This window comes from Paenibacillus sp. FSL R7-0128, from assembly GCF_038002245.1.
Classification (GTDB): domain Bacteria; phylum Bacillota; class Bacilli; order Paenibacillales; family Paenibacillaceae; genus Paenibacillus_AQ; species Paenibacillus_AQ silagei.
The window spans coordinates 4945100-4970502 of the sequence record NZ_JBBOCD010000001.1; the positions used below are offsets into that span (position 1 = coordinate 4945100).

At 53.2% G+C, this 25403-nt stretch carries 25 protein-coding genes and 2 riboswitches; of the genes, 5 read left to right on the forward strand and 20 right to left on the reverse strand.

What is annotated here, in order from left to right:
- The first annotated feature begins 8 nt into the window (after nucleotides 1-8).
- The 5 genes from NST26_RS20920 to NST26_RS20940 all read left to right on the forward strand — a co-directional run bounded on the left by NST26_RS20920 (nucleotide 9) and on the right by NST26_RS20940 (nucleotide 5682).
- Nucleotides 9-1259 (forward strand): methyl-accepting chemotaxis protein, encoded by a 1251-nt coding sequence (locus NST26_RS20920; protein ID WP_036727350.1) that lies wholly within the window; start codon nucleotides 9-11, stop codon nucleotides 1257-1259.
- Between the two features lie 501 nt (nucleotides 1260-1760).
- Nucleotides 1761-1857, forward strand: a riboswitch (cyclic di-GMP riboswitch).
- Nucleotides 1858-2003: 146 nt separating this feature from the next.
- The gene (locus NST26_RS20925; RefSeq protein ID WP_445323332.1) at nucleotides 2004-3617 is read left to right on the forward strand and encodes a thiamine pyrophosphate-binding protein; all 1614 of its coding nucleotides are present in this window, start codon (nucleotides 2004-2006) and stop codon (nucleotides 3615-3617) included.
- A gap of 50 nt (nucleotides 3618-3667) precedes the next feature.
- Complete coding sequence (locus NST26_RS20930) at nucleotides 3668-4048, forward strand: carboxymuconolactone decarboxylase family protein (RefSeq protein ID WP_051478169.1); 381 nt, start codon at nucleotides 3668-3670, stop codon at nucleotides 4046-4048.
- 151 nt (nucleotides 4049-4199) lie between these two features.
- Nucleotides 4200-4550 (forward strand): hypothetical protein, encoded by a 351-nt coding sequence (locus NST26_RS20935; RefSeq protein ID WP_036727352.1) that lies wholly within the window; start codon nucleotides 4200-4202, stop codon nucleotides 4548-4550.
- Nucleotides 4551-4689: 139 nt separating this feature from the next.
- On the forward strand, nucleotides 4690-5682 hold the full coding sequence (locus NST26_RS20940; protein WP_036727354.1) for a 3-oxoacyl-[acyl-carrier-protein] synthase III C-terminal domain-containing protein: 993 nt from the start codon (nucleotides 4690-4692) through the stop codon (nucleotides 5680-5682).
- 92 nt (nucleotides 5683-5774) lie between these two features.
- Here NST26_RS20940 and glpK read toward each other — a convergent pair whose 3' ends face one another.
- From glpK to mscL, 20 genes are all read right to left on the reverse strand, one after another.
- Nucleotides 5775-7280 carry a glycerol kinase GlpK gene (glpK, locus tag NST26_RS20945; protein ID WP_340979740.1) on the reverse strand — a complete coding sequence of 502 codons (1506 nt, stop codon included), beginning with the start codon at nucleotides 7278-7280 and terminating at the stop codon, nucleotides 5775-5777.
- A gap of 120 nt (nucleotides 7281-7400) precedes the next feature.
- Nucleotides 7401-8840, reverse strand: coding sequence for a HAMP domain-containing sensor histidine kinase (locus tag NST26_RS20950; protein ID WP_340979741.1), 1440 nt, complete (start codon nucleotides 8838-8840; stop codon nucleotides 7401-7403).
- Nucleotides 8841-9557, reverse strand: a complete 717-nt coding sequence (locus NST26_RS20955) for a response regulator transcription factor (protein ID WP_036727360.1) — start codon at nucleotides 9555-9557, stop codon at nucleotides 8841-8843. It abuts the gene before it with no gap.
- A 78-nt stretch (nucleotides 9558-9635) separates the two neighbouring features.
- Nucleotides 9636-10898 (reverse strand): cytochrome c biogenesis protein CcsA, encoded by a 1263-nt coding sequence (gene ccsA, locus NST26_RS20960; protein WP_036727362.1) that lies wholly within the window; start codon nucleotides 10896-10898, stop codon nucleotides 9636-9638.
- Nucleotides 10895-12583 (reverse strand): cytochrome c biogenesis protein ResB, encoded by a 1689-nt coding sequence (resB, locus tag NST26_RS20965; RefSeq protein WP_036727364.1) that lies wholly within the window; start codon nucleotides 12581-12583, stop codon nucleotides 10895-10897. Before resB ends, ccsA begins: the two co-directional genes overlap by 4 nt.
- Nucleotides 12580-13104, reverse strand: coding sequence for a thiol-disulfide oxidoreductase ResA (resA, locus tag NST26_RS20970; RefSeq protein ID WP_076079154.1), 525 nt, complete (start codon nucleotides 13102-13104; stop codon nucleotides 12580-12582). The genes resB and resA overlap by 4 nt, the downstream gene beginning before the upstream one ends.
- A gap of 112 nt (nucleotides 13105-13216) precedes the next feature.
- Nucleotides 13217-13975 (reverse strand): pseudouridine synthase, encoded by a 759-nt coding sequence (locus NST26_RS20975; RefSeq protein ID WP_036727368.1) that lies wholly within the window; start codon nucleotides 13973-13975, stop codon nucleotides 13217-13219.
- A gap of 20 nt (nucleotides 13976-13995) precedes the next feature.
- Complete coding sequence (locus tag NST26_RS20980; protein WP_340979743.1) at nucleotides 13996-14340, reverse strand: N-acetylmuramoyl-L-alanine amidase; 345 nt, start codon at nucleotides 14338-14340, stop codon at nucleotides 13996-13998.
- A gap of 741 nt (nucleotides 14341-15081) precedes the next feature.
- A complete protein-coding gene (locus NST26_RS20985) occupies nucleotides 15082-15615 on the reverse strand; it encodes a spore maturation protein (RefSeq protein ID WP_036727371.1) in 534 nt (177 codons plus the stop codon).
- Between the two features lie 6 nt (nucleotides 15616-15621).
- Entirely contained in the window at nucleotides 15622-16293 is a 672-nt protein-coding gene (locus NST26_RS20990; protein WP_036727373.1) for a nucleoside recognition domain-containing protein, read from the reverse strand.
- Nucleotides 16294-16342: 49 nt separating this feature from the next.
- Nucleotides 16343-17626, reverse strand: coding sequence for a D-alanyl-D-alanine carboxypeptidase family protein (locus NST26_RS20995; protein WP_339310410.1), 1284 nt, complete (start codon nucleotides 17624-17626; stop codon nucleotides 16343-16345).
- A 166-nt stretch (nucleotides 17627-17792) separates the two neighbouring features.
- Nucleotides 17793-18287: a GerW family sporulation protein gene (gene ytfJ / locus NST26_RS21000; RefSeq protein ID WP_036727374.1), complete on the reverse strand. Its 495-nt coding sequence runs from the start codon at nucleotides 18285-18287 to the stop codon at nucleotides 17793-17795.
- A gap of 80 nt (nucleotides 18288-18367) precedes the next feature.
- Nucleotides 18368-19066, reverse strand: a complete 699-nt coding sequence (locus tag NST26_RS21005; protein ID WP_340951617.1) for a DUF2953 domain-containing protein — start codon at nucleotides 19064-19066, stop codon at nucleotides 18368-18370.
- Nucleotides 19067-19339: 273 nt separating this feature from the next.
- The gene (scpB, locus tag NST26_RS21010; RefSeq protein ID WP_036727407.1) at nucleotides 19340-19936 is read right to left on the reverse strand and encodes an SMC-Scp complex subunit ScpB; all 597 of its coding nucleotides are present in this window, start codon (nucleotides 19934-19936) and stop codon (nucleotides 19340-19342) included.
- Complete coding sequence (locus NST26_RS21015) at nucleotides 19905-20696, reverse strand: segregation and condensation protein A (RefSeq protein ID WP_340951615.1); 792 nt, start codon at nucleotides 20694-20696, stop codon at nucleotides 19905-19907. The genes scpB and NST26_RS21015 overlap by 32 nt, the downstream gene beginning before the upstream one ends.
- 133 nt (nucleotides 20697-20829) lie before the next feature.
- Nucleotides 20830-21297: a 6,7-dimethyl-8-ribityllumazine synthase gene (gene ribH / locus NST26_RS21020; RefSeq protein ID WP_209870069.1), complete on the reverse strand. Its 468-nt coding sequence runs from the start codon at nucleotides 21295-21297 to the stop codon at nucleotides 20830-20832.
- Between the two features lie 42 nt (nucleotides 21298-21339).
- On the reverse strand, nucleotides 21340-22593 hold the full coding sequence (locus NST26_RS21025) for a bifunctional 3,4-dihydroxy-2-butanone-4-phosphate synthase/GTP cyclohydrolase II (RefSeq protein ID WP_209870071.1): 1254 nt from the start codon (nucleotides 22591-22593) through the stop codon (nucleotides 21340-21342).
- A gap of 62 nt (nucleotides 22594-22655) precedes the next feature.
- Complete coding sequence (gene ribE / locus NST26_RS21030; protein ID WP_340951613.1) at nucleotides 22656-23324, reverse strand: riboflavin synthase; 669 nt, start codon at nucleotides 23322-23324, stop codon at nucleotides 22656-22658.
- A 26-nt stretch (nucleotides 23325-23350) separates the two neighbouring features.
- The gene (ribD, locus tag NST26_RS21035) at nucleotides 23351-24457 is read right to left on the reverse strand and encodes a bifunctional diaminohydroxyphosphoribosylaminopyrimidine deaminase/5-amino-6-(5-phosphoribosylamino)uracil reductase RibD (protein WP_340951610.1); all 1107 of its coding nucleotides are present in this window, start codon (nucleotides 24455-24457) and stop codon (nucleotides 23351-23353) included.
- A gap of 223 nt (nucleotides 24458-24680) precedes the next feature.
- Nucleotides 24681-24854: riboswitch (FMN riboswitch) on the reverse strand.
- 106 nt (nucleotides 24855-24960) lie between these two features.
- A complete protein-coding gene (mscL, locus tag NST26_RS21040; protein ID WP_340951608.1) occupies nucleotides 24961-25362 on the reverse strand; it encodes a large conductance mechanosensitive channel protein MscL in 402 nt (133 codons plus the stop codon).
- Between the last annotated feature and the right edge of the window lie 41 nt (nucleotides 25363-25403).

Below are 25403 nucleotides of genomic sequence, written 5' to 3' on the forward strand. Positions count from 1 at the left end.
TTTACATTATGGACTGGATGAACAAGCTGCCGTTGAAACAAAAAATTGTCACCGGATGTTACCTGGTTGCCGCTTTATTCGCTGTCCCTGTCTTAATCACGCTAATCCTCATGGACAGGCTGCTCATCGGCATTATTCTTGTCGCCGTCCTGGCAGCGCTGACTTACCCGCTTGCGCGCTTCATTGAGAGAACGCTTACATCTTCATTTGAGGATATCTCCAATGTGACGCACACGATTGCCAAAGGCGACTTCACCAGCCGTGCCGATGAGAATGGCTCCATGGGCGACATCAGCCGCTCCTTCAACACCATGATTGACAAGCTCAAAAAAATCCTCACCGATGCCTCACAGATTACCCGTCAGGTTATGGACGCCAGCCGCGGGATTGAAGACAAGAATCAGAACCTGAAGTTTGTCATGGCGCAGGTGGCCTCCTCCTCCAATGAACTGGCCCTCGGTGCTAACGAAATCTCGGTGGATATCGCTGATATGACCGAATCGATCAAGGATATCGAAATCAAAGTCTCCAATTATACGAATTCCACCAAGGAAATGAATAAAAGGTCTGTACATACGCTGGAATTGGTAGAACAGGGACGGCAATCGGTGGATACCCAAGCCGAAGGCATGCGCAAGAACATCCAGGCTACCCAGAAGGTGGCGGATACTATCGAAGCCCTATCGCATAACGCACGTGGCATTACGATGATTACCAAGACAATTACCGAAATTGCTGAACAGACCAATCTGCTGTCGCTCAATGCTTCTATTGAAGCCGCCCGTGCAGGCGAGCATGGCCGCGGGTTCGCCGTTGTTGCCCAGGAGGTCCGCAAGCTGGCCGAGGAATCCACCGCTTCAACCAAAGAGGTGTTCGGTCTGGTACGCAGCATCGAAGCGGATATCAAGCAGGCTATCGATAACATCGCCATCAATGAAGAGGTAGTCCAGGTGCAGAATGAGATGATTACGGAGACAGCCAACATTTTTGCTCAAATTGTGCATAGTGTCCAATACATAACCGAGCAGATTGCCTCCTTCTCTGCAGAGAGTGACCTTATGCTGGAGAGCGCGCTCAAGATCTCCGGGGCGATCGAGAATATCTCAGCCATCACCCAGGAGACCGCCGCAGGGACGGAAGAGGTATCCGCAGCGATGAACGAACAGATTCATGCTCTTCAATCCGTAGCTGAGGAGACAGAGAAGATGACCTCCGCGGTCTTCAACCTGCAAAAAACGATTCATATTTTCAAATTTTAACCTCAGCACAAAGAGACACGCCTGCGGAATTTTCTGCGGGAGGTGTCTCTTTTTTTGGGCAAAACAAAGATTGTTATGTAATATTCACAAATTGTTGAAATTGTGCATAACGGTAAAAACCGTGCTTTGCACTTCTTTACTATAGTCGTTCTATTGTCATAGCTTGTCTATAAGCTAACATCTTACATCACTATTACTTAAGTCCTATCACCGAAATTTGTAATGCTGTATATCTAGTGAATTCTTAATGTTTTGCAGTAAATCAGGAATGTAATGAGGCTTTGTGCTCACTTCCCACATTAATCAACCTAAACGGCCATTTGCATTTTAAGACTTTAGTCTTCCAGGGACAACCATTTTCAAAAGTTTGAAAATCCAAATATTTAGCCATTTCCACTCCTGAATATTCGTCAAATTCCGAGTTTCTTCTCACAGGGGTTATTGACAAAAGCGGAGCAAGGAATATATTGTAAAGGAAAATTCTCCACAAATTCATTTATAACCGCATACCGGCAAAATTCACCGAAAGGGAATGACGCAAAGCCATGGATCTACAGTCTCATTTCTGAAGTGGGATCATGACAGCCAGGTTGCTGAAAAACTGTGAACGCCTTAGGTTTCGCGTTTGATTATGGTGATTCGTGCAACAGACCTGTGCTCCAATGGTGAGTACAGGTTTTCTATTGCTGACGTATACAAATAACAACTTGCGGGGTGGATGTTCTGAAGACAGTTGCAGATTATATGGCGGAAGCATTACACAATCTGGGAGTCACTCATTCTTTTGGAATCATAGGTAAGTCTATTTGCCCCATCGCTTTGAAAATGGTTGACTACGGTATAGAGTTCATCCCCGGCCGGCACGAATCCAGCTCCGGCTTCGCCGCCGGCGGTTATGCTCTGAAGACCGGCAGTCTCGGGGTAGCCTTCGGCACCTCCGGTCCGGGCGGAACGAATCTACTCACCGCAGCAGCGCATGCCAAGGCCAATAATCTTCCCGTCCTCTTCATCACCGGACATCAGTCCATCAAGGAGCTGGGCATTCCCCAATGTCAGGATTCCACTTCCTACCTGGCTGATTTGGCGGATATGTTCCGGCCGGCCACCCTCTTCAGCAAGCTCGTTGAACGCGGCGATCACTTCAGCACGATTTTCAACCATGCCCTATCCATCGCCCTCGGTGACCAAAAAGGTCCGGTCCATCTCTGCATTCCGTTTGATGTGCAGACAGAGCGGCTCGCGGAATGCCGGATTGTTCTGCCGGAACGCGAGGGACTAGTCAGTTATCAGAACTATGACCGGGTCATCTCGGCGATTAATCAATCCGCTAGGCCGCTGATCATTGCCGGTAAAGGCGTCAACCGCTCAGGTGCCCATCAGGAACTGGTTCAGCTGGCCGAAACCTTCAACATTCCTGTAGTCACCTCTCCAGGCGGCAAAGGTGCAATAGCTCATGATCACCCGCTCTACCACGGTCCTGTCGGCGTTGGCGGCTCCTCGCACGGCGATGAATTGCTGAACAACAGCGACCTGTTCATTGTTCTGGGCTCCCGCCTGAGCGACATGACCATCTGCAACCTGAAGCCGGAGAATCATCCGCCGCAGCTGATCCAGTTCGATGTAGATCCAACCTTTGTCGGCAAAATACTGTCCTCATCCACCATCGCTGTCGGCGGGGACTTAAGGGACAACCTGGCACTGTATCTTCAGAAGCTGGACCCCTCTACGGTCACCAAGCATGAAATCACAATCTCCAATGCTTACAATGACGAGTTGCCCGTGCTGGCGGGGCTCTCTCTGGCTTCGGTAATGAGCACGATGAGCGACTTGATTCCTTACAACAGCAGCGTGTTTGTAGATGACGGCAGCCACGGGTTCAATGCTGTGAAATGGTTCAATGTCCGCAGGCCCGGCAGCTTCATATTCGATGCCTACTTTGCTTGCATGGGCAATTCAATTGGCATGGCGATCGGCGCCAAGACGGCTTCTCCCGGAGAGACTGTCTTCTGCATTACCGGTGACGGCTGTTTTATGATGCTCGGAACTGAAATAAACACAGCCGTTTGCAAGGACATTCCGGTGATTTTCATTGTGGTGAACAATAAGCAGCTGGATATGGCGCTTAAGGGTATGGAGAAAACGACTGGCCGGATTGACGGTACGATCTTCGAGGTTCCGATGGATGCCGTGAAATTCGCCGAATCGCTGGGTGCAGCCGGCTTCCGCTGCGAGACGCAGGAGGAGTTCGCTGCCGCAATCCAAGAAACTGTGGCACTTAACAAGGCAGCTGTAATTGAGCTGCTGACTGACCGTGATGAAATGCCTCCTACGGCCCACCGCACGCTGGATCTTACGTAAGGAAGCCGTATCCGCACACCTTTTCTAACCTACTATCAGGAGGACATATCGTGAACAAGAACATGAACAGCGGACTCGATCATTTCACTGATCTCTCAGGAGATTATGGGGCCAAGGCCCTGGCTCCGATCAAAGAGCATTTTCCGGAATTAGCCGAATATATCATGGGCAATGCCTATGGCGATATTTTTCAGCGGACCACGATTGGCTCTGACTGGAAGGAGATCGCGGTGATCTCGTCGCTGATTACGATGGGACAATATGAACAGCTGGGGGTTCATTATGTAATGGCGCTCCGCGTTGGCATGACCGTCGAGCAGATCAAGGGCGTGCTGCTGCATCTGACCCCTTGCGTCGGTGCCCCCCGGGTGATTTCGGCCTTTAATGTGCTGCTGGATACTCTGGAGGAAATCAAAGAAAAATCTTCATAAATCTACAAATTTCGACTTTTGATTGCACGTTTCAGTATGATCTGGTTATAATGAAGGCAAAATATCCCAAATCGAATTGCGGTTTTGTCGAATATAGTCGCAGGAATAACGTTTTGGAGGTATTGGAAATTACACTTAGGGAGAGATCAACATGGGACAATTTATTTTGAAGACAGATACTGCGAAGAAAGTAATCAATATTGAGCTGGAGGGAACCTTCTCTAACGAGGACGGGCTCAAATCTATACAGGCTTACCAGCAGACTATTAACCCGATCAGCCCTGCTGAATATGCACTAGAGATCGACTGCCGCAAGCTGAATGTAACCGCTCCTGATGTTGTACCGCTGCTTGAAGGCTGCTTCATCATGTTCAAGGCTGATGGCTTCCAGAAAGTGAGTCTTACCCTGGAAAATAACCCGATCCTCAAAATGCAGCTGGCACGCCTGGGCCGCAAAGCAGGACTTGAGAATCTGGAGATCACTTCAACCGTACAAGCTTAATAAATACAATTTAAACCTAAATCAGCCGCTTGAAACGCACAGGTTCATTCATTAAACCGGCTGCTAATGCTGGAAGAGAGTTTTGTAAGAAGCAGATTCGTGAGAAGTATAGCTAACAAAACTTTAGGAGGTCTGTACTATGGCGGGGATTCGCATTAAGGACATTGATATCTACCATCCAGACAAAAGAATCGGCAATGACTTTTTCATTCAGCATTTTGATGACAAAGGTATTGATATCCGTGGACTGCTGGCTACTCTGGGCCGTGAAAACCGCTACAGCATCGACAGCCCGGATGAGAATTCCCTGACAATGGCTTTTGAAGCCGCAAGTAATGTTCTGGAGAAGACCGGTCTTACCGGCCCTGACATTGACCTGATCGCTTATGCAAGCCAAACCCCTGAATATATATTTCCTACGAACTCATTGATGATTCACCGCCTGATTAACGGAGCTTCGCATACCATCTGTATTGACAGCAATGCCAACTGTGCCGGAATGACCGCCTCGGTTGAGCAGGTCAGCCGCCAGATGATGGCGAACCCGAGAATCCGCCGCGCCCTGGTCATCGGCTCCGATTACGTGGCACCGCATGCGGACAAGAATGATCCGGTATATTACGCGAACTTCGGTGATGCCGCTGCCGCTGTTATTCTGGAGCGCGATGAGCATTCGGTCGGCTTCATTGACTCTATCTACCAGACAGACACCTGTGTGTACGGCAACTCTCTGTTCCCGGCAGAAGGCCTGGCTAAGCTCGGACGCACCGGTGTTGCCGCAGGAGAGTTCAATGTGAAGTTCATTCCATTCGATGATTCCATCTGTGTGGATGCCGCTTCCGAATCAATCAACACTCTGCTGAGCAACAACGGGATTGCCCCTGAATCGGTCAAGGCTGCCTGCTTCTCACAGCTGTCTCTTCCGAACATCCAGGCCGTCTCCGGCAAAACCGGTATTAACCCTGAGGCCGCAGTCTACATAGGCGATGAGTTCGGCTATACCTCGACCAGCAGCCCGTTCATTGCCCTTCACAGAGCCGTCACTACCGGGCAGCTTGAACGCGGAGACAAGGTCCTGTTCTGGACCGTGGGCGCCGGATGGCAGAATGTCGCATTTGTAATGGAGTACTAATCTTACTGTTCATTCTGTTCCAGAGTAAAAAACGGCCCGCAGCAGAGTTTCTGCCTGCGGGCCGTTTCTGTTCTTAATGCCTCTACTCCGCTCTAAAGTCTGCCTTCGTGCTTGCCCTCATGCTTCTCCCAGCCCATCGTGCGCGACACAGCATCCTGCCAGGCACCGTATCTGCGTTCCCGCTCCTCCGGCTCCATCTGCGGCGAGAAGACCTTCTCGGCCGTATTGAAGCTCTCTAGCTGCTCACGGGTCCATACCCCGGAGGTAAGTCCGGCTAGCAGCGCAGCGCCAAGTGCTGTAGTCTCCGCGTAGGTTGTACGTGTCACTTCGCTGCCCAGAATATCGGCCTGGAACTGCATCAGCAGATTGTTGCGCACCGCACCGCCGTCTACCCTCAGGCCGGTGAGCGGCATGCCGGCATCCTTCTGCATTGCGTCGATGACATCGCGGGACTGGAAGGCCAGTGATTCCAGCGTCGCCCGTACCAGATGTGCGGAGGTGGTGCCACGCGTCAAGCCGAATATGGCGCCCCGCGCATACATATCCCAGTAAGGCGCACCCAGGCCGGTAAAGGCTGGCACTACCACAACCCCCTCACTCTCGTCCACCTCGCTGGCCTTCTCTTCCGAGTCGGCGGGCGCGACAATTAGCCCCAGCCCCTCCTGCAGCCACTGCACAGCCGCTCCAGCCACGAAGACACTGCCTTCCAGTGCATAATAGAGCTCATCCCCCATGCCCCAGGCTACCGTAGTCAATAGGCCATGACTGGATGCCACAGCTTCAGTGCCTGTATTCATGAGAATGAAGCAGCCTGTCCCATAGGTGTTCTTAGCACTGCCTGCCTCCAGGCAGGTATGACCAAACAGCGCTGCCTGCTGATCCCCCAGCACCGACCGGATAGGAATCTCCAGACCGAACCACTGCTGGTCACAGACACCGAAATCTCCGCCCGACATCCTCACCTCCGGCAGAATGGACGGCGGAATACGCAGCGTGTCTATCAGCTCTTCATCCCACTGGCGCTCATGCAGGTTATACATCATCGTTCTTGAAGCATTAGTAACGTCTGTAGCGTGTACCGCACCCCCGGTCAGCTTCCAGATCAGCCAGGTGTCTATCGTTCCCGCCAGGAGCTCTCCCTTGCCCGTACGCTCTCTTGCTCCCGGTACATGATCCAGAATCCATGCCAGCTTGGTCGCCGAGAAATACGCGTCGATGACAAGCCCCGTCTTGTCCGCAATGACTCCGGCCATCCCCTGCGATTTCAGCTCCTCACATTGGTCTGCTGTCCGCCGGTCCTGCCAGACAATTGCCGGATAGATCGGTTCGCCTGTAATTTTATCCCAGATAAGTGCAGTCTCCCGCTGGTTGGTAATCCCGATTGCCGTGATGTGATTAGCCGGTACAGAGCTTGCTGCAATGGCATCTCTGGCTGCGGCAAGCTGGCTCTCCCAGATCTGCTCCGGGTCATGCTCCACCCAGCCTGGGCGGGGAAAGGATTGCTTGATCTCATATTGCCCCTGCGAAATCACTTCCGCCTCTGTATCAAAGAGAATTGCCCGTGAGCTGGTAGTACCTTGGTCCAAGGATAAGATCATAATGCCCAGCCTCCTGCAAGCCTTAGCTTGAATATATGTTTCACGATGAACAATATTAATGTGGTGATTTCAACAAAAAGCACCTCTGCTCTCAGAGGCGCTGTCATGCATGGTCTTGGTTTACTGTTTTTCGACAGGAAGCCGCAGGGTAAATGTGGTGCCTTCTCCCAGCTTGCTGGAGGCATAAATGCTGCCGTGATGCGATTCGACGATATTCTTCACAATAGCAAGACCAAGCCCGGTACCGCCCGTCTCCCCGCGCAGGCGGGCTTTATCCGCTTTGTAGAAGCGTTCGAAGATAAACGGCAGATCCTCGGGGTTAATGCCGGCCCCCTGGTCTCTGATCGCGATCTCCACCAGACTCCTGCCCTCCAGTACTACTGTGCCTGCCAGAATAGAGATTCTCCGGTCCGCCGGAGTGTGCCGGAAGGCATTATCCAGCAGATTGGTCAGCACCTGCTCCAGCTTGTCTTCATCGGCTGCCCCCAGCAGCAGTTCCTGTTCAGGCTTCTTAAGCTCCAGCATGATATCCCGCTCCTTGGCTCTGACGGAGAACTTGCGGTATACCCGCTCCAGCAATTCTCCCACATCCACCCTGGCCTTCAGCATATCCGTATGTCCTGCTTCCATGCGTGCCAGGTCCAGCAGATCCTTCACCAGACGGCCCATACGCAAGGATTCATCATGAATGACCTGAACCAGCTCACTGCTCTCCTCCGGAGAGGAAGCCATTCCGTCTAGTAGTGCTTCACTGTAGCCCTGCATCATGGATAGCGGGGTGCGGATCTCATGGGATACATTGGCCACGAAATCACGCCGCATCTTCTCCAGACGTACCTCTTCGGTCACATCCCGCAGAACGGCAACAGCTCCGCGCAGATGATCTTCGGAATAGAGCGGTGCCATGTGCACCGACCATACCCCCTGCCGGACATGGACATTGGAGCGTTGATCGCCCCCGCCCTCAAGGGTGCTGAAGAACAGCGGGCGAAGCGGCGGCGGCACCTCACTGGAAGCGGCGGCCTTCGGAAGTAAGCCGTTATCCTCTTCTTCCTCCCAGGCAAGATCACTCCAGGTTTCGAGGAGGGTCTGGCCATGCGGATTGGTGAGGATGATCCGGCCTTCGATATCGAAAGTGATTACCGCATCGCTCATGCTGCGCAGAACACTGGATAAATGCCCTTTTTCATTATTCAGACTGCGTATATTCTCTTCCAGCTCTTCCGCCATGTGGTTAAACGATGTGGCGAGCTGGCCGATCTCATCGCTTGTGACCAGGGTCAGTCTTGTTCCATACTCGCCGCGGCGGATGTCATTCGCTGCCTCAATAACCTGCTGCATCGGCTGGGTGATCTTCGTGAACAGGAACAGTGCAAAGAAGGTGGTCAGAGAGAACCCTATCATGCATGTATACATGAACAAGCGCTTGATTGCACCGGAATTGGTGAAATTACTGTCGATGTAAGGCAGCAGGAACAGCCCGAGTGTAATGAGCACGACAGCAACCAGAAAGATGATCGTGATCCACAGCTTACCGACAAGGCTTCTCCAGAAGTTCACTTATTTAGGCACCTCTAGCTTATAGCCTACTCCCCATACCGTTGTAATCATCGCTGCCGATTCCGGGGATACCTTATTCAGTTTTTCACGCAGACGCTTGACATGGGTATCCACGGTGCGCAGATCTCCGAAGAACTCATAATTCCATACATCCTTCAGCAGCTCCTCACGTGAGAACACCTTGTCCGGTGAGATGGCCAGATAATGCAGCAGCTCGTATTCCTTGGGCGTCAGACTTACCTCTTGGCCCCCTGCGCTTACGCGGTGTGCATCATGCTCAATAATCAGGAACGGGAACACGATATTGTTGCTTGAATTACTCTCTTTGGACAAAAATGCCGTTGCGGAAGAACGGCGCATGATCGCCTTGACCCGGTAGATCACCTCGCGCGGACTGAACGGCTTGACGACATAATCGTCTGCCCCCATCTCAAAGCCCTGCACCCGGTTAATCTCCTCACCCTTAGCGGTAAGCATCAGGACCGGTGTGGACTTCACCCCTCTTAGCCGGGTCAGCACTTCAATCCCGTCAATACCCGGCAGCATCACATCCAGCAGAATCAGACCGTAGTCATTGGCGGTTGCTTTGCGCAGGGCGATTTCCCCGTCCTCCGCCTCATCAATCTCGTAGCCTTCTTTTTCAAGATACATTTTGAGCAGGCGGCGGATACGTTCTTCGTCATCCACCACCAGAATTCTATTCAAGTGCTCAGCCATTTACACAACAACCCCTTCATCAATTACAGTAGAACGTCACCCTGGATCATACGCATGCCCGAAAGAAGCCTGAGCTTATCAGTCCGTTCCCGCATATGAATGAAGTCCGGCGATAACCAGGTTAACGCCGACCAGGGTAAACATTACGATTAGAAAGCCGAGTACAGCGAGCCAAGCGGATTTGCGTCCCTGCCAGCCGCGGGCCAGCCGCAAATGGAGATACGCACTGTAGAACAGCCAGGTGACGAGAGCCCAGACTTCCTTGGGGTCCCACCCCCAAAATCTGCCCCAAGCCACCTCGGCCCATATCATTGCAAAAATCAAAGCCCCCAGTGTGAAAATCGGAAACCCGATGGCGATCGCCCTGTAGGTAATCTCATCCAGGTCATTCTCGTCAATTCCATCAAGTACCGGATGAAGAGCCTTCCCTAGCGGCTTACGCACGGCCAGCCGAAGAAGCCCGTACAGGAGCAGTCCGGACAGCAGTGACCAGATCACAGTGTTGAACTTGCGCCCTGCATTGACGCCATTCATCCAGGATGGTGCTTGAAACAAAGGCTTCTGAAGCCCAAGAAACGGCTGGAAGCTCTCAATTTCGCTATGGTACGGTGCCACAATCGGCGGCATTTTATAACTCACTTTCTCTATTGTACTATCTTCCTGCCCGGGGCTGTCAATCGTAACGTTCGAACGGACAAAAACAGATTCATAGCCCGCGCCGCGGAAGGCAAATACAGATCCAAGAAACCCAATTATAACAATGATCGAGAACAGAGTAAATTCGACCAGCCGCTGCTGCTTGCGGTCACTGCGTTCCTTGCTGTCAAATTTCACTGTCCGCAGCAGATACATCAGCCCGGCGGCAAAGCCAACCGCGAAGAAGGATTCCCCGAGGGCAGCAAGCGTGACATGAATATTCAGATAGATCGATTTGAGCGAAGGAATGAGCGGCTGCACTTCCTGCGGAAATACTGCTGCATAGGCCATCACAACAATGGAGATTGGAACCGCGAATACCCCAAGAATCATCTTGCGGTAAATGGCGAAGATCACCGTAAAAGCCACCATCACCATCATCGATAGGAAAGTCATGAACTCATACATGTTACTTACCGGAATATGACCGGCCCCCATCCAGCGGGTAATGAAGTACGCCAGATGGCAGAGCAGCCCGAGTGAGGAGGTGATAAAAGCAATCCGGCCCCACCGTGCAGTATGCTCCTCCGGCTTCCTGCCCGACCATTTGCGGCCCATAATAGCAATGGTGAACAACATGAAGGCACCGCTGTATAAGAAAAATGCGGCTATAAAGACGTCACTGCTGAAATCGAGCAAGTTCATGCCATGCCTCCTCCGTTGTCCAATGATTTGTCATCGACTGTCATGTCTATCTGCTCCAGAATAGAAACGAGCTCACGGCGGAAGCCGAACCAGTTCTTGTTCGTGTGGCCTCCAAGCACCAGCTGTCCATCCTCAACGATCAGCCAGATGCGTCTGTGCTGCCAGTAGAAGCCGAGAATCAGCCCCAGCATGACAATACCCGCACCAATCCAGACGAACGGCATGGCCCGGTCCACACGTATATTGAGATAGGTGGTGGATTCCGAGAAATCCACATCCGTCATACTGCCCACCTCAAGCTCCAGAAACCGTGTGCCGCCTCCAAGCTTGTCGTTGATGGCCTCCTGCTGGAAGCGCTCCTTGTCCACCTGCTTCGGGAAATAGAAATATTGCTGCCCCTCTGCCGGCAGATCCGGACCACGGATCAGGAAGAGAAACGCCGGAGCGTTCGGATAAGGGGAGGTGGAGACCGGACGGCCTTCCTCATTCAATCCGAAATCCATATACTTCTCCTTCAGTTCAAGCGTGTACGGTCCGGCCTTGAAGCTGCGCTGCGGATTCTTCATATCCAGTCTGAACTTGCCGTAGCTCTCGCCGGTTGAAGCATTGACCAGATCAGGCTGCACGGAACGCAGCACAGGCGTAAGGTCATAGTCAAACTGATACGCTTTCATTCCTTGGTAGCTTAGAGGAGAATTCACCTGAATGTCGTGTCTGGCCACTTCCGCAAGCTGAGGCTCCTTGGAGGGATCGCTGCAGTCTGCCGTACATTCATATAGAACCGCCTTCGTCTCATAGAGCTTAGGGAGAACCTTCTTGCCCCGGAATTCCTCGGGCATCTCTTCTTCACTATAGAATTCTACCGTGAATTTCTCGTTCTTCAGGTACATGCTGGTGTCCGGTATCTTTACTGTCTCTCCCTGCGGGAAGGCAAGATGCTGATCCATATTCAGACCCGGCAGTCCCCTGGCAAGCACAGCAAGCAAAAATATAATCAGGCCGATATGTATTACATAAGGTCCCCAGCGGCTGAAACGGTGTTTCTCGGCCAGTAAAGCGCCGCCCTCCGTCCGCACGCGGTATCCTTTCTTCTTAAGCGGCTGAACGATCCGTGCCACCCATTCCTCCGGCTCCCCCTCCACCTCTGTATTCAGCGTAAGCTTTTGACGGGTAAGGAACTGGCGGTGCTTGCGGATCTTCTGCCGGGTTAGTGCCTTGTAGAGCGGAAGCACGCGGTCCAGGCTGCAGATGACCAGAGAAGCTCCAATCATGACCAGCAAGGTCACGAACCACCAGGATTCATAGGTATGCGAAAGGCCGAGTCTATAATATATATTCCCGGCTGTTCCATACGTTTGTTCATAATAGGTTGAAGCGTCAATATTTAAGAAGGTGCTTTCTTGCGGAAATATCGTACCGAGCATCGCACCCAGCAGCGTCAGCACAATCAGGTAGATGGCTATTTTGACGGAGGAAAAAAAGTTCCAGACCTTGTCGATCACTCCCGGGCTTACCCGCTGTGAACGGCGGGCCACCCCATCGTAGCGCATCTCCAGGTTCCCCGAAGCGTTCTCTTCCTTCTCATCCAGCGGCTTGCCGCAGGCTTCACAGAGAACCGTTCCTACAGGATTCTGGTGACCGCATTCGCATTTGGTGTTGCTGATCAGCGGCTCATGCTTACTCATGGTCCCACCAGCTTCCCGATTTGCTCGTCAAGCGAGTTCAGATCCAACTGGCCGATATGAATGCTGTCCACCCTGCCCTTCGTATTAATGAAGAAGGTAGTGGGCAGCGGGGAGACCCCGTAGCTGCGGACCGCGTCGCGTCCCTTATCCATCACAACCGGAAAATCAATATCCACGAGCTTCACGAAATTGTCCACCGTCATCTGATCCTCGCCCACATTCACGCCCAAGACCACGACACCCTGGTCCTTCCATTTCTCCCACTGTGCCTGGAGGGCAGGCATTTCCTTCACGCATGGTGCGCACCAGGATCCCCAGAAGTTCAGTACAACCGACTTCCCTCTGAATTCCTCCAGCGTATGGGTCGCACCGTCCAGCCCAAGCAATTCAAAATTTGGCGCTTTCCCGCCTTCTTGAGGCTTGCCGTCTCCCCCGAACACAGAGGAGCTGATGGCATAACCCCCAAGCAGAACAATTAGAAATAGTATCACGATTTGGATTGGCTTCCTGGCTTTGCCCATACAGGGGTACCCCCTTCTGTGACGCAACTCATTACTTTAGTTGTAAGGTGTGAACATCCTATGAACATTATAACGAATATTGTCACAGTTTTAGGAGGGGAAATTGTGAACTTTATGTGTCTTTGCGTGTCTGATTATCCCGAAGCATTCCCGCTTTGGCAATTTGCTGCAGATGATTGATCTCATCCTTGGTCAAATGGCGGTAAGAGCCGCGCTTGAGATTCTGGAGCAGGATATCCCCGAAGGAAATCCGCTTCAGACGGATAACCGGATGCGACACCGCCTCGAACATCCGCCGGACCTGGCGGTTCCGGCCTTCATGGATGGTGATGCTGATTACCGCTTCTTTATTGGCTTCATCAATATCCTTGTATTCGACTTCCGCTGGAGCGGTCATGCCGTCTTCCAGCTTAATGCCTGCTTTCAGCTTGTCCAGCGCTGTACCATGCGGCACACCCTTGACCGTAGCCAGATACGTCTTCGGCACATGATGCTTCGGATGCGTGAGCAGGTTGGCAAACTCACCGTCATTCGTCAGCAGCAGCAGCCCTTCCGTATCGTAGTCCAAGCGGCCTACAGGGTATACGCGCTCTGTGATTCCTTTCAGGTAATCCGTTACTACCTTGCGGCCCTTGTCATCCGAGGCGCTTGTAATTACACCTTTGGGCTTGTTGAACATAATATAGATTTTATTCTCGCCCCGGATCAGTCTGCCCGAGACTTTAATAATATCGGTTGCGGGGTCCGCCTTTGTGCCAAGCGTAGTTACGAGTTCCCCGTTGACTTCCACTTTACCGGCCAAAATCATTTCTTCACACTTGCGTCTGGACGCAACACCTGCTTGCGCCAATATTTTCTGTAATCTTTCCATTTTCGACTACTCACCTCAGGTTAATGATAACCATCAGAGGCATAAATCACAAGATCATTCCACGGAAAAAATGCGCCGGGGCAAGTTTCACTATGCGGCTCCACCGTAAGCGGCGACATTTCATAGCGCCCGGACAGCTCCAGTATCAGCTTCCCCGCCGCAAACAGCTGCTGCTGGCACTCCGGAAGCTGTGGCAGCTGCTCCGCTTCCCCATAGTTGCCCTCGAGGCAAATATGAATATGCTCCGGGTCTGTCAGCAGCGGCGCCGCATAGACCGAGCCGTTCAGTCCGACCCAGAAGTCGAATCCTTTGCCGTTAATAGACGGACAGCGGGAATGATGCAGAATAAAGCCTTTGTAGTCCACCCTTTGTCGTCCTCCCTCCGTATTGCTGAAATAGCATATGAAGTGGGGGGGCGGGCGGTGAGGACTGTTTGTTAAAATGTTTGGGGAGCGGGGCCGAAGAGAATAAAAGCGTTGACTAATCGTAACTCCGGGGAATGTTTGGACTTCCGGCCGCTGTTAAAGTTGGATTTCCTTGATCTGACTGCCCTGCGGCAGTAGAAATCCAACTTTAAAGGCGGACGCTAGCGCTCCTACAGTTCCAAAATTCCTCTCCGTTACTCCATCAACGCAGGGGCAAACCTAATAAAAAACAGTCCTCACCTCCCGCGAGGGGGTGAGGACTGTAGGGAAGCGGCAAGCGGCTGCGGGGCAGCGCTTGGGGACCACCACACCACCACCACCGGCTGCGGGGCAGTGCGTGGGAATAAGTACTACCTTCTGAGCCCGCCTTGGTTTCTGGCGGCCTGTCCGGATAATCAGGTGCAGTTATACCCTTCTTTTGCTCTTTCCTGAAAGCAAACAATTGGATAAACGTATCTTAATTTATGCGATTTGGGGAAATTAGCTGAAGCAAGTGGAATTAGGGCATTTAATTTGTTTAATTTCACTACTTTGGCGAGAATACGTTTAATTAAGCAGCATTTTTCCAACTGTTGTCTCCATGATGCTTATTCGTCTAGCAGCAGGCGGAGGAAATCCACCTATCCACCTACCCACCCACCCATCCATCCACTTATCCATCTACCTTCTGCTCCTGCCCCGCTACCCGAACACCAGCAGACAAACGGCAATGGCAGCAATGAAGCCGACGACGTCCGAGAACAGGCCCACCTTCAAGGCATAGCGGCCGTTACGGATGCCTACAGCGCCGAAATAGACAGTCAGCACATACAGAGTGGTGTCTGTGCTGCCCTGTATAGTAGAAGCGATCATACCGATGAGAGAGTCCGGGCCGTGGACGCGGATCAGGTCTGTAGTATAGGCGAGTGATCCAGTGCCCGTCAGCGGGCGCAGGAGACCGAGTGGAAGCACCTCTGACGGAATACCCAGTCCCTCCATCAGAGGGCTTACAAAGCCCATCAGGAAGTCCAGCGCACCGGACGCGCGGAACACACTGATCGCCACCAGCATGCCGACCAGATGGGGGATAATGGCAATGGCGGTACCGAAGCCGTCCTTCGCCCCCTCCACGAAAGATTCATAGACTGGAACCTTGCGCGTGAAGGCATACAGCGGAATAAAGGTAACCATGACCGGAATCGCCCAGGCAGAGATCAGACTGATCAGTTGTAACACGGACGGTCACCCTTTCACCGAAGAATGTGGGAGCGCCCCGCTCCCGTTTGCCGGGCCGGTACCGGCGTTCAGGACCGGCGGCGGTCCGGGCGGCCTGCGGAGCAGGGTGAGGCGGCGGAACAGCCTGTCCGCAGCAATCGCCGCCAGGGTAGCCACTGCCGTCGCCGCCAGGGTGGTCCCGACGATGGCCGCCGGGTCCGCCGATCCGTAATTCAGCCGGATCGCGATCAGAGTCGCCGGAATTAGAGTGATGCTGGCAGTGTTCAGCGCAAGCAGCGTACACATGGCCGGCGTTGCGGTCTCCTTATCCGGGTTCAGCGTCTGCAGCTCCTGCATCGCCTTGATGCCCATCGGAGTGGCCGCATTCCCAAGACCCAGCAGGTTGGCGCTCATATTGGAGAGAATGTAGCCGATCGCGGGATGCCCTTTGGGCACATCCGGGAACAGAAAGGAGACTACGGGACCCAGCACTTTGGAGATTTTTTTCAGCAGGTCGGCATCCTCCGCAATCCGCATAATGCCCAGCCAGAACACCAGCACACTGATCAGCCCGAAGCTGACGGTCACCCCGCTCTTCGCGCCATCGAATACGGCGGCCGTGAACTCGTTCATCCGTCCGTTAACTGCCGCAAAGCCAAATCCGATCAGGATCATTCCGAGCCAGATTCCATTTAACATACCTACCCCTCCCCCGGTTCATTCTGAATACTGTTTGTCTATCTACCCGTTATTCCCCCGTGCGGAACAACGCCCGCAGCGCACTGCCGAAGGCCTGCAGCCAGTTGCCCGCCGGATAGGCGGAGGCACTCGCAGCGTTATATTTTTTCTCATACGGTGAGGTCTCCGGCGGGAGCTGGCCAGGCGTGTACACCGGTACCCGCCCGATCTCCTTATCTCCCAGCTGCAAAATAATCACACCCCTGAGCCCGAAGTTAACATCGCCCTCACTCCCGTTGGCATTCGCGCTTGCCCTGCCCGCACCTGCACTTACACTGGAGCCTGCAGCTGTACTCCCCGTTCCCGCAGCATTGCCACCCGCAGAGGCCTGCGGAGCTGCACTAAGCACCAGCTTGTTGACGAGCCTTGCTTCCTCCCCCTGACCAAGCGGATATGCGAAGGCCTTGCCGGTCACCAGACTGTAGCCTTTGACGGCCTCGCCCCGCCCGACCAGCGTCTTCAGAGGATAATGGTTGAAGCCGAAGTCCAGCAGTGAGGCATGGTCGTTCCAGTCATTGCCGTCGTTCAGCGTAACCGCCACGAGTTGCTGCCCGTCCCTTGTAGCGGAGCTAACCAGGCAGCGCAGCGCTTTTTTGGTATACCCCGTCTTCACCCCGTCCGCTCCTTCGTAGAGGCGCAGCATCTTATTTTTGTTGCTCCATTTATAGTCCCATTTCTCATAGGGATTGTCCGCCGTCTTCTCTTTGGTAGCTACGATCTCCTTGAATACCGGGTTATGCATCGCATATGCGGTCAATACGGCCAGATCATTCGCGCTGGAAAAGTGGCCTTCTGCATCTAATCCATGCGGATTGGCAAAATGCGTATTTTTCAAATTCAGCTCTTGTGCCTTGGCGTTCATCAGGTAGACGAACCCCTGCTCCGAACCGCCGACATGCTCGGCAATTGCAGTTGCCGCATCGTTGCCGGAGCGCAGCATCAGCCCGTACAGCATATCCTTCAGCGTCATCTCCTCGCCCAGCTTCAGGTACAGGGAGGAGCCCTCCTTGGCAAAAGCATTTTTGCCGACCTTGACCTTCGACGTTATGTCGCCGTTCTCTATCGCCACAAGGGCGGTCATAATTTTGGTCAGACTGGCAATCAGCATCGGCTCATCTCCGCGGCTGCTGTACAGAATTCTTCCGGATGTCACATCAATCAGCGCCGCCGCCCTCGCATGCGTGGAGATCGAAAGGTTCTCCGCCCGGACAGCGGACAGCGGCACCAGCGCAAGCAGCAGCACACACAAAAGTAAGGACAGCATAGATTTTCGGGTTAGTGTCTTCATGTTCATCCTCCGGCTTCTTATCCGTTCCTTACGCAACGGTTCATCAGTCTTGCCTGGTTGTACAAGTGTATGCGGGGCATGAGGCAGGTATGTCCTATCCTCCAGCATCCGGCAAAAAAGGGATACCACCCGCTAAGGTGATATCCCTGCTAATTTGTCATTTCCCTGTATCCTAATGTGTTGACGAATGGTCAGACGAGCCGGTCCCGGTCTCCACAACGGTTTTGGTTACCTTGGAGCCGGGAATATCTGAAGCTTCGGGAACCATACCGGGCTGGAACATATTCTGAATTTTGTCGAGTAGATTAGGCGTGGCATCAATAATTTTCTCGAACAGATGGGTCTGATTATCCAGCGGCACAATATGTACCCCTTCTCTGCCAACGACCAGAAAAGCGATTGGACGAATAGACACGCCGCCCCCGCTGCCGCCCCCGAAGGGTAGCATTTTGACACCGGACCCGCTGCTGTTCACACCCGGACCATCATCCTCCACCCTGAAATCACTGCCGCCGGCTGCGAAGCCGAACGTCACCTTGCTGATCGGCAGAATGACGGTGCCATCGGGCGTTTCAACCGGATCTCCTACAATTGTATTTACATCAACCATGCCTTTAATATTTTCCATTGCGGTCTGCATGAGACCTTGAATCGGATGATCTGACATTGTTTGTCTCCTCCTCGTGTGTATATAAATGTACCTGCAGTATTTATCTTGCCCACTATAGATTGGAGTATGTAGATTATTTAGGAACGTTCACGGCTGAGCAATCTCTTCCACCGGCCCAGACCGCCTTCCACCTTCGACACACGCCGCAGCAGGAGAAGCCCCGCATAGAGCGCATATCCGGCGGACAGCTTGCCGCTACAGACGGCTTCCGTTGCAAAAGACGGCTGATCCCGGAAGACAGGTGCAACGAATATTCCCGGCTTATGCACCAGTCTGACCATACGGGAGAGCACGCCGATCATCGTCCACTTCAGTCCCCATAAGGCCCCCACCGCCGTGGCGGTCGTCGCAGCCTCTCCCAGTGAGAAGTCCGTGGACCAGTCCAGCTTGGTGATCTGAATATGGGACAGGGTGTCTTTAATCCATTTTTTCAGACCGCGGGTGGCATGTAACGCAGTGCGTATATCCTTTAGCCATTGCGTCACAGATTCTTTATCGACCTGCCCTTCCTGCTCGCTATCCAGCTTCACTGGTGCGATTCCGCTTTTCTCCACCTTGAGCTTAATACCTTGTTCAAGGCTCTGGAAGACCAGCGCAGGCACCTCATAATGAAATTTAACGAGGCCATATACAGCTTTGATGTCGAATTCGATGCGGTCATCCTTACCGAGCCTGCGGACACGCAAGTGAAAATGAATCGATGACGCCAAAACCAGCAGGAACAGCAGAACTACGAGCAGCAGCAGGATTAAGGGTATTGCCAGCCATAACGTCACACGGTTAACCTCCAAGCAGACTTTAGAATAATAAACATGGAGCCTCTGGATTAGTATGGCAATTACGGCTGGATAACATTCGGTGATTTCGCAAACTTCTCCATTTTTCACAAGTGGAAACGGATTTGCCGTCCTTTTAAAGGACGGTACCGTTTCAGCGAGAAATAGAAGGATACTTTATCGTGTGCAACATATAAAGTCTTATATTTTGAAAAAATGCCGCTGCCCCCGAAGGGACAACGGCATTTCAAGAACAGCGGCAATCCGCTGCGGTTATTCTACCTCATCGAAGGTCATCTGGCTGTCCAGCTTGCTGAACAGCAGCTGGGTCTCCTCTTCCAGGCCCTCCGAGGTATCGAAGCTCGACGGCTCCGGCAGCTCCTTCAGGCTGGCCAGCCCGAAGCTGTCCAGGAAGGACTTGGTCGTTCCATACAGAATCGGACGCCCGACAGCCTCCGCCCGGCCCACCTCGTGGATCAGATCCTTGTTGCCCAGCGTGTGGATGGCCCGTTCGGATTTGACACCCCGGATCTCCTCAATCTCCACTCTCGTGATCGGCTGGCGGTAAGCCACAATGGCAAGTGTCTCCAGCGCCGCCTGGGACAGGGACGACCTGGAGGGCGAATACGCCAGACGTTCAAAATACTGAGCATGCTCCGGGAGTGTCGCCAGCCGGTAATTCCCGGCAATCTGGACCACCTGAAGGCCACGGCTCTGCGAGTGGTAATCCTCTCTTAAGTCATCCAGCGCTCTTGTAGCCAGATCAGGCCGCTGCTCGGTAATCTCGGCAATCTGCCGGACCGACAGACCTTCATCCCCTGAGAGAAACAGCAGGCCTTCAATAATCGATTTCAGCGTGTTGTAGTCCACTGACATCCTCTCCTCCTCTCCACTCCATAACAATATCCTCAAATAATTTCTCCTGATAGCAGTAAATGGCCTTCATCTTCATCAGCTCCAGGATGGCCAGGAAGGTGGTCACAATCTCATGCCGGTCCATCTCCTCATGCAGCAGGGCAGAGAAGCGCAATCTGCCGCCGATCCCCTTGCGCTGGAGCGCTTCGGATACATCACGGATGCGGTCTTTTACCGAAATCTCATCTCTGGTGATCCGCTGGTACGAGGTGCGCCGGGCAGCCTTGCTTAGCGCCTTGCGGAACGCTGCGATCAGATCGGCGGTATGCAGGCCCTTCAGTGTATTATCCGTCTGCGCAGGGACGAAGGGGCCCAGATCCTCAGGCTCTTTCGTAAAAATCAGGCTGCGCTCGCTCTCCATATCCAGCAGCTGCACCGCGATGCTCTTGAACTTACGGTATTCAATCAGGCGCTGCACCAGCTCCGCGCGCGGATCATAGCCGTCATCCTCATAATAATCGAAATCCTCGATTTCAATGACGGGCGGCTTCGGCAGCAGCATTTTGCTCTTAATCGACAGTAGAGTGGCCGCCATCACCAGAAATTCACTGGTGATATCCAGCTCCAGCTCCTTCATTCCCTGTAGGAATTCCATATACTGCTCGGTGATCTCGCTGACCGGAATGTCCTGGATGTCGATTTCCGCCTTGTCAATCAGATGCAAGAGCAGATCGAGCGGACCTTCGAACGTCTCCAGCTTGTACAATACAGTCACGCGGTTTCCTCCAGCCCAAAAAAAGTAAAGTGCAGCGCCGCAAGGACGCTACACAAGTAGAAAGATCTATTTTCATGCTTTCTTCTCATACCTATAAATAAGCACGATTTACGCTCTTTCGTCAAGAGGTGTATTATTTGAACATCTTATTCAGGTTAGCCATTTCGATCGCGGCAGTCGCTGCATCCCAGCCTTTATTGCCGGCCTTGGTTCCTGAGCGCTCAATAGCCTGTTCAATATTCTCCGTCGTAACCACACCAAAAATAGTCGGAACACCCGTCTTAAGATTAATCGCCGCCACACCTTTGGCCACCTCGTTGCACACATAATCATAGTGTGTTGTAGATCCGCGAATGACTGTACCCAGCGTGATAACGGCGTCATATTTGCCGCTTTCGGCCATTTTTTGGGCAATCAGCGGAATTTCGAATACGCCCGGTACCCAGGCGACATCCACTTCATCATCGGCAACCCCATGGCGCTTGAAGGCATCGAGTGCCCCGGAGAGCAGCTTGCTGGTAATGAACTCATTGAAACGTCCTACGACAACCCCATATTTCAAGCCCTCAGATACTAAATGTCCTTCAAAATAATTCGGCATACTACTCATCAACCCTTCGTGTATAGGATAGGTAATCTATGATTAAATTTTGGTATTCTCATTCTGTTCAATCTTGTCAAAATTCAGCAGATGCCCAAGCTTCGCCTGCTTCGTATGAAGATAATTGGTATTGTCCTTGTTCTCCGGCATCTGGATCGCTACGCGCTCCACCACCTCAAGGCCATAGCCTTCCAGCCCCTTGATCTTGCGCGGGTTGTTGGTCAGCAGCCGGATCTGGCGGATGCCGAGATCCTTAAGAATCTGTGCCCCGATGCCATAATCCCGCAGATCCGCCGCGAAGCCCAGCTTCAGGTTGGCATCCACAGTATCCAGCCCTTCTTCCTGCAGCTTGTAGGCGCGCAGCTTGTTGATCAGGCCAATGCCCCGGCCCTCCTGGCGCATATAGAGGAGTACACCTCTGCCGGCTTCTTCAATCTGGCGCAGCGCCGCTTCGAACTGCGGACCGCAGTCGCAGCGGTGCGAATGGAACACATCGCCGGTCAGGCACTCGGAATGCACACGTACGAGTACCGGCTCATCCCCGGAGATATCGCCTTTAACCAGGGCAACGTGCTCCTTGTCGTCCACCTCATTCGTATAGGCAATGGTCTGGAAATCACCGAAATCCGTCGGCAGATTCACTGCTACCTCACGGGTAACCAGATGCTCCTTCTCGTTACGGTAGTGAATGAGGTCCTTGATGCTGATCAGCTTAAGGTCATGCTTCTTAGCGATCTCAATCAGGTCAGGCAGGCGGGCCATCGTACCGTCCACCTTCACCACTTCACAGATGACACCTGCCGGATAAGCCCCGCACATGCGGGCCAGATCAACAGCAGCCTCCGTGTGCCCGGAACGCCGCAGGACTCCGCCTTTTTTGGCGATCAGCGGGAACATATGCCCCGGTCTGCGGAAGTCGGCCGGCTTCGCCTTCGGGTCTAGCATGGCCTTAATCGTCTGGGAGCGTTCACCGGCCGAGATGCCGGTCGTCGTATCCGCGTAGTCAATAGATACCGTGAACGCCGTACCATGATTATCGGTATTCTGGGACACCATCGGATGCAGGTCCAGCTCCTCTGCACGCTCTGCCGTAATCGGTACGCAGACCAGGCCGCGTCCTTCAGTAATCATGAAGTTAATCACTTCCGGGGTAGCCCGTTCCGCCAGAGCGACGAAGTCTCCTTCATTCTCACGGTCTTCATCATCTACAACGATAACGACCTTACCGCGCATTAAGTCGTAGATCGCATCTTCAATCGGGTCTAGAACACTGTCCTTATCAGCTTGCTGGCTCATATTACCGTCCTCCTAATGGCTATACGCTTGCCTGACGGCTTGCCGTATGCCTGATCTATAGATTATACGAACCCGTTGGCCGCCAAAAAATCATGGCTGATCTTCGAGCTTCCCCCATCATCTTCATTGCCCGCACGCGAACCGTAATGGAGCAGATGGTCCACGTATTTACCGAGCACATCACATTCGATATTCACCCGGTCTCCCGCCCGCTTGTGGGCCAGCACCGTCTCTCCCAGCGTGTGCGGGATAATCGATACGGTGAAGGTATCGGCTTCCGTCCTCACAACCGTAAGGCTGATGCCGTCTATCGTAATGGAGCCTTTGGGAATGATGAATTTGAACAGGGATTTGCGGTCCGGGGCAATCTCGAACACCACTGCATTCTGATCGCGCCTGACGCTGCGGATCTCAGCGGTTCCATCCACATGCCCCTGGACAATATGCCCTCCGAAGCGTCCGCCGGCAGCCATGGCGCGTTCCAGATTCATTTTGGACCCGGTGCGCAGCTCCTTGAGCGTACTGTTGCGGTAAGTCTCAGGCATGACGTCAACGGTGAAATGATGGTCGCCGAGTGAGGTTGCCGTGAGACAGACTCCATTGACCGCCACACTGTCGCCAATCTTCAGATCTCCCATAATGAGCGAGGCGCCGATATTCAGCACCATCATCTCCCCGCCGCTGGTGACGCTGCGCAGAACTCCCACCTCTTCAATTAAGCCGGTAAACATACCATCCCTCCTTCCTGAATATTCGGTTACTGCTGAGGAACCGGGGTGCCGCTGATACACACATTATCCCCGAGCAATTCCACTTCCAATCCTTCAAGCTGGATGGCATCACGCATCAGCTCCACACCCCCGAAGTCGAAGGTACCCGCTGCTTGCGCGCCGCCGCCGACAATCTTCGGAGCGAAGAAGAGAACCACCCGGTCAACCAGTCCCTCTGCAAGCATCGCCCCATTCAGCGTTCCGCCGCCTTCCAGCAGAATGGACCCAATCTCCATTGCACCGAGCGCAGCCATAGCCGCCTGCAGATCCACACGCGGACCGCTGCCCGCAGCAATCACCTCTAACCCTGCAGCCAGCAGCGCTGCTCTGCGGTCAGGATCGGCTGCCTCTGTCGTCACAACCACCGTAGGCGCGAGTCCGTCCTTGACCACAGCGCTGTCCAGCGGAAGGCGCAGCGAGGAGTCAATGATAATCCGCACCGGATTCCGCCCGGGTACATTCAGTCTAGTCGTCAGCGAAGGGTTATCGGCAATCACCGTATTCACCCCGACCATAATCCCCTGATGGCGATGACGCAGGGTATGTACGATCTCCCGTGCCTCAGCATTCGAGATCCACTTGCTGTCTCCGGTCCGGGTGGCGATTTTGCCGTCCAGTGTGCTGGCGCTCTTCAAGGTTACGAACGGCTGCTTCGTCAAAATATACTTGATGAACTTCTCGTTCAGCCGCAGCGCCCGGCCCCGCAGCAGACCTACTTCAACATCAATCCCTTGCTCGCGCAGCATCGCAATTCCCCGGCCTGCCACCTGAGGGTTGGGATCCTCACAGGCGACAACCACCCTGGCCACGCCTTCATCGATCAGACGCTGGCTGCAAGGAGGCGTAATGCCGTAATGACTGCAAGGCTCCAACGTAACATAGGCTGTACTCCCTTGCGCTTTACCGGCTGCCATATTGAGCGCATGCACCTCGGCGTGTCCGGTTCCGCGCTGCAGATGGGTTCCAATCCCGATCATGGCGCCGTCCTTCACAACTACGCAGCCGACCACAGGATTAATTCCCGTCTGGCCCTGTGCCCGCTCCGCCATATCCAGCGCAAGGGACATGTAAAACTCATCGTTCATCTTATCCATGTCTTGCCTCCTATCCCAAGGCTGTAGTCTTTATGTGTACCAAACTATAAACAGAAAAACCCGTCTCAATCTCCAGGAGGAGTTCAAGACGGGATATACGAGAGGTGATCGCAGCAAAGAAAATATGCGTAAATAAACGCCGGACCTCCGGCATTGTGAAAGTTCGCACATAAGTTCCGAAAACACTGCTGCTCGGCCGCCTGTTGCAAGCGCGGCGCGTGAATCTCTCCTTCTTCCATCCAGACTATACTGTCGGTCCCGGAATTACACCGGGTCCACCGTCCGTATCTATATCATACGAAGCGGGTAGCGGACTAAGCACCGGAACCAGCTATATTCAGCCAGATCCGTCAACATCACCGCCGGTAGGGAATCACACCCTGCCCTGAAGGATTGATCTATTCAGTTCAATACCAAGTTACGCCTACAACAAAATTATCACTTCACTGCGGGAAATGCAAGTGTGCTTCGGAAATTTACTATATTTATGTAACTTAATTCCCTTATACACCCGTCTCACGCTGCTTGTCCGCTCTCAGCAGATCGCGGATTTCCGTCAGCAGGACCACATCCGGTGCCGGAGCAGGTGTCTCCACAACCTCAACTTTGACGGTCTCCTTACGTCTGAACCGGGTACTCAGCTTCACCACCATGAAGATGGAGAAGGAAATAATGAAGAAGTCGACCACGGTCTGCAGAAACATACCGTATTTCACCTCAGCGTCTCCCGTTCCGAAGCTAAGCTCCTTCAGATCAATCCCTCCGCTAATCAGACCGATAAGCGGCATAATGATGTCTCCCACCAGCGAGGTAACAATTTTGCCGAATGCCGCTCCAATGATTACGGCAACCGCCAGATCAAGTACATTCCCTTTCATGGCGAAGCTTTTGAATTCCTTCCACATGACGAACCATCCCTCCGAAACTTTGAATTTGAAATTATTAT